Below are 4,335 nucleotides of genomic sequence, written 5' to 3'. Positions count from 1 at the left end.
GTTCGGCTTGTCGCCATTGGCGGCTTGATAGGCCGACACGAACGCGTCGTTGGCGCGGCGGAAGGGATCCTCGGGCGCGAGATCGTCGGCGATCGAGAACGCCTCGCCGGCGAAGATCGCGCCCTCGACGCTGTCCTTGCCGAGCTTGATGAACTCCTGCGTCGCCACGCCATGGGTCTGGAAGATCTTGCCCTGATAGCCGCGCTCGCGCAGCGCCTGCTGCGGCAGCACCGCGGGCGTGCCGGCGGACGCGATGAACACCGCGTCCGGATTGGTCGCGATCACCTTCAGCGCCTGGCCGGCCGCGCTGGTGTCGCCGCGCGCATAGACCTCGTGCGTCGTGACGGTGATGCCGAGCTTCGGCGCCAGCTTGCTGACCTCCTGGTAGTAGCCCTCGCCATAGCCGTCCGAGACGCCGATGAAGCCGAGCGTCTTGACGCCGCTCTTGGCGATGTATTTGAGCATCGCCGCGGCCATGATGTCGTCGTTGGGTACCACCTTGAACGCCCATTTCCGCTTCTCGTCCATCGGCTGCACGATCGCGGTCGAGGCCGCCAGCGACAGCAGCGGCGTCCGGCTCTCCAGCGCGACGTCCAGCATCGGCATCGTGACCGGCGTCAGCGACGAGCCGATGATGACGTCGACGCCGTCCTGGATGACCAGGCGCCGCGCATTCTGCAGGCCCTTGACGCTGTCGGATTCGTCGTCGAGCGCGATGTAGACGATCCGCTCGCCGCCGATCTCCTTCGGCAGCGCAGCGACCGCCTTGATCTGCGGCTGGCCGAGCGCCGAGCCGGGGCCGGTCGCCGACACCACGATACCGACCTTGATGTCGGCCCGCGCCGGCGCGCCGAGCGCCAGCATGGCTGCCATCCCGAGCGCAGTGAGTGCGGCTCTCATCGCGACGTCCTCCCCGTAGAGCGCGCCCGGCGCGTTGATCGGCCAGGACTTCGAGCCGCCAAGCCTAGCCCCGCCGCGGCCGCGCGTCTGTCCCCGTGGTTGGTGACGCCGGGCGGCCTTCCAGCTGTCCGCCGTTGCTGCTAGGCTGCAACAAACAGACCATCCGGGGAGGAACCATCATGGAGGCCATCAGCTCCGGCGTCGATGCGACCGGCGCCGTCGGGGCCCTGGTGCTCGCGATCGGCCAGCCCTCGTTTCCGACCGTGCTGATCGAGACCTTGCGTGCCGTCGCCGATGTCGGCCATTGCATGGTGTTCGCCTTCGCCGATCAGCGCTCGGCGCGCTGCCTGCTCAGCACCGGCAACATCGCGATCGGGCCCGATCTCGGCACCGCCTATTCGGAGCATTTCCACACCGCCGATCCCAACCGCGAGGTGATCTTCCGCGAGCGCGCCGAGCAGCGGCACATCCTGCTGCCGCACTTCGCCCGGCGGATGTATCCGAGGGGCTATCGCAAGCTGTTCTTCGAGGACTCGGAGATCGTCGACAAGGCCGCCACCGCGATCTGGGCCGGCGACCGCTGCACCTATGTCAACTTCTATCGCACGGCCGCGCAGGGCGGCTTCACCGGCGAGCAGCGGCAGCGCATCACGGCGGTCGCACCGATCGTCGCCGCCATCGTCGCGCGGCATTGCCAGGACGGTACGGCCGTTGCGACACCAGGGGACAAGCTGGCCGCGCTGTTCGCCGCGGGCGGCCCGCTGTCGGTGCTGACCGCGCGCGAGAAGGATGTCTGCCGCCGCATCCTCGAAGGCTTCACCTCGGAGGCGATCGCCGGCGATCTCGGCATCGCGCTGAACTCGGTGTTCACCTATCGCAAGCGCGCCTATGAGAAGCTCGGCATCGCCTCGCAGAACGAGCTGTTCGCGATCGCGCTGCGGTTGATGACGGTGTCGCGGCCGCTGAATTGAGGCCGCCGTCGCATTCTGTCACCCATCGCCGGGACAGACGCCGCCCGCATGCGCAGCTAGCCTGCGCCGTCCGATCCGGAGAGAAGGCGTGAGCACCGCACCGCATTTCGACATCGATCCCTTGGCGTTCTGGGCCGATCCCTATCCCGCGCTGGCGCGGATGCGCAAGGAGGCGCCGATCGCGTTCGTGCCGCAGCTCGGCAGCACCTTGCTGTGCCGGCGCGACGACATCTTCGTCTCGGAGAAGCAGATCGAGGTGTTCAGCTCGCACCAGCCGCAGGGGCTGATGAACCGGCTGATGGGCCACAACATGATGCGCAAGGACGGCGAAGCGCATCTGGCGGAGCGGCAGGCGATCGCGCCGGCGGTGTCGCCGCGCGCGGTGCGCGTGCACTGGCTGGCGCAGTTCCAGGCGCATGCGGATCGGCTGATCGACGCGCTCGATCCGGCCGCCGAGGTAGATCTCGTCAGAGATTTCGCGCTGCCGTTCTCGGCCGAGTGCCTGAAGCTGATCACCGGCCTCACCAACATGCGCTATCAGGACATGAACGCGTGGTCGCAGGCGACGATCGACGGCATCGCCAACTACACCGGCGATCCCGCGGTCGAGGCGCGCTGCAACGCCGCCACCGCAGGCATCGATGCCGCGATCGACGACATGCTGCCGGTGCTGGAGAGGGCGCCCAACCAGAGCCTGCTCGGCGTCATGCTCGCCGCGCAGATGCCGATGGACAGCATCCGCGCCAACATCAAGCTCGCGATCTCGGGCGGCCAGAACGAGCCGCGCGATGCGATCGCCGGCACGGTGTGGGCGCTGCTGACGCATCCCGAGCAGCTCGTGCTCGCCATCCAGGGCGAGGTGCGCTGGCTGCAGGTGTTCGAGGAATATGCCCGCTGGATCTCGCCGATCGGCATGTCGCCGCGGCGCATTGCCAAACCCTGGACGATCCGCGACGTCGCGTTCGAGCCGGAGGAGCGCGTGTTCCTGATGTTCGGCTCGGCCAACCGCGACGAGGCGCATTTTCCCGATCCGGACCGCTTCGACATCCGCCGCGACGTCGCCAAGAGCATCGCCTTCGGCGCCGGTCCGCATTTCTGCGCCGGCGCCTGGGCCTCGCGCGCGATGATCGCCGACGTCGCGCTGCCGACGCTGTTCACGCGGTTGCAGGGCCTGCGGCTGCACGGCGCCGAGCCCGTGCGGATCGGCGGCTGGGCGTTCCGCGGCCTGCTCAATCTGCCGGTGACATGGGACGCGACGCAGCCGCGACCGAGCTAGTTGACCGGCACCGGCAATGACACATTGCCGATCGTGCGCAGGCCCAAGGTCAGCATGACCGTCTGGTTGGTCTGCGGCGCCGCGCCGGCGATGGCGTAGTTCGTCGAGGTGACATAGCTCGCGGCCAGGGTGAAGCAGTCGTCGACATAGCCGGCGCCGACGAGATACTGGTTCATCTTGTTGGCCACCAGATCCCAGCGCGCGCCGCCGGACACGACCCAGTTCTGCGCCACCTTGACCGAGCCGTTGCCGAGCAGGCCCTCGCGCCGGTCGAGATAGCCGATCGCCGGCTGCGCCGCGTAGTTGCCGTAGGTCAGCGCGACGGACCAGCGGTCGAAATTAGCCTTGCCCTCGGCCTCGAAGCGCTGCACGTTCAGCGTCTGCTGATCGAGCCGGCTGCGCATGCTGAGCGTGTAGGTGCGGTTCGGCGAATAGTCCACCCGCGTCACGTAGTCCGACACGGTCTTGTCGAGGCCGGAGCCGATGCCGGTGTTGTTGCTGTCCTGAACGGCGTAGGAGTTGAGGCCGAACAGCTGGGTGGACTGGCCGAACAGCACATTGACGGTGCCGCCGCGATCGAACTGCGTGGTGGCCTGCGCGCCGACATTGGCGCGGCCGCCGCCCTCGGTCCGGTCGTAGCCGGAGAACTTGTCGACGCTGAACAGGTTGCTGGCGTCGAACACCAGGCTCTGGGCGTCCTCGTTCGGCAGCCGGCCGGCGGAGGTCTCGTTCGGCCGGACGATGAGCTGCGCGATAGGTTCGATCGTGGTGGTTCCCCACGACTGCACGTTGATGAACGGGTAGCGATAGTCGAGGCCGACGGCCGGCATCAGCCGCAGCGCCTGGGTGTCGCCGGTCGGCAGGAAGTTGCCGACGCCGGGCTGCGCGGTGACGTTGGCGTTGATCGCGTCGGCGCGCAGGATCGCGAACGGCGTCCAGATCTGGCCGAGGGGATCGGTGTATGACCGCCGCCACTCCGCCTGCGCGCTGAGCCTCGTATAGGTGCCGGGCGTGGCACGCAGCAGGCACTGCGTAGGCAGGCGCGCCAGCGGATCAGCCGACGTCGTCGTGCACAGGCCGTTGGTGCTGGCCGTCGTCGTCACCGGATCGAACACCGCCTGCTCGCGGGTCAGATTGACGAAATTCGTCTTGTAGCGGACCTCGCCGCCGAACACCGGGTAGTTCAGT

The 4,335-nt window shown here is 68.1% G+C and carries 4 protein-coding genes; 2 read left to right on the top strand and 2 right to left on the bottom strand.

Going from position 1 to position 4,335, the window contains the following annotated elements; translation table 11 throughout:
- A partial coding sequence (locus tag BRAS3809_RS26055) for an ABC transporter substrate-binding protein (protein ID WP_035658672.1) occupies positions 1-900 on the bottom strand: 900 nt, incomplete at its 3' end.
- Between the two features lie 179 nt (positions 901-1,079).
- Here BRAS3809_RS26055 and BRAS3809_RS26050 point away from each other — a divergent pair.
- Entirely contained in the window at positions 1,080-1,871 is a 792-nt protein-coding gene (locus BRAS3809_RS26050) for a helix-turn-helix transcriptional regulator (protein WP_008965008.1), read from the top strand.
- Positions 1,872-1,959: 88 nt separating this feature from the next.
- Positions 1,960-3,147 carry a cytochrome P450 gene (locus tag BRAS3809_RS26045; RefSeq protein ID WP_008965007.1) on the top strand — a complete coding sequence of 396 codons (1,188 nt, stop codon included), beginning with the start codon at positions 1,960-1,962 and terminating at the stop codon, positions 3,145-3,147.
- On the opposite strand, the gene BRAS3809_RS26040 is transcribed toward BRAS3809_RS26045, so the two are convergent.
- Positions 3,144-4,335: LPS-assembly protein LptD (locus tag BRAS3809_RS26040; protein WP_035658669.1), on the bottom strand; the 1,192-nt coding region annotated here is incomplete at its 5' end. The two genes, BRAS3809_RS26045 and BRAS3809_RS26040, sit on opposite strands and share 4 nt — an antisense overlap.

The sequence above is a fragment of the Bradyrhizobium sp. STM 3809 genome (genome assembly GCF_000239795.1).
Classification (GTDB): Bacteria; Pseudomonadota; Alphaproteobacteria; order Rhizobiales; family Xanthobacteraceae; genus Bradyrhizobium.
The sequence above is the reverse complement of the archived record's forward strand: the minus strand, read 5'-3'. Positions and strand labels throughout refer to the sequence as shown.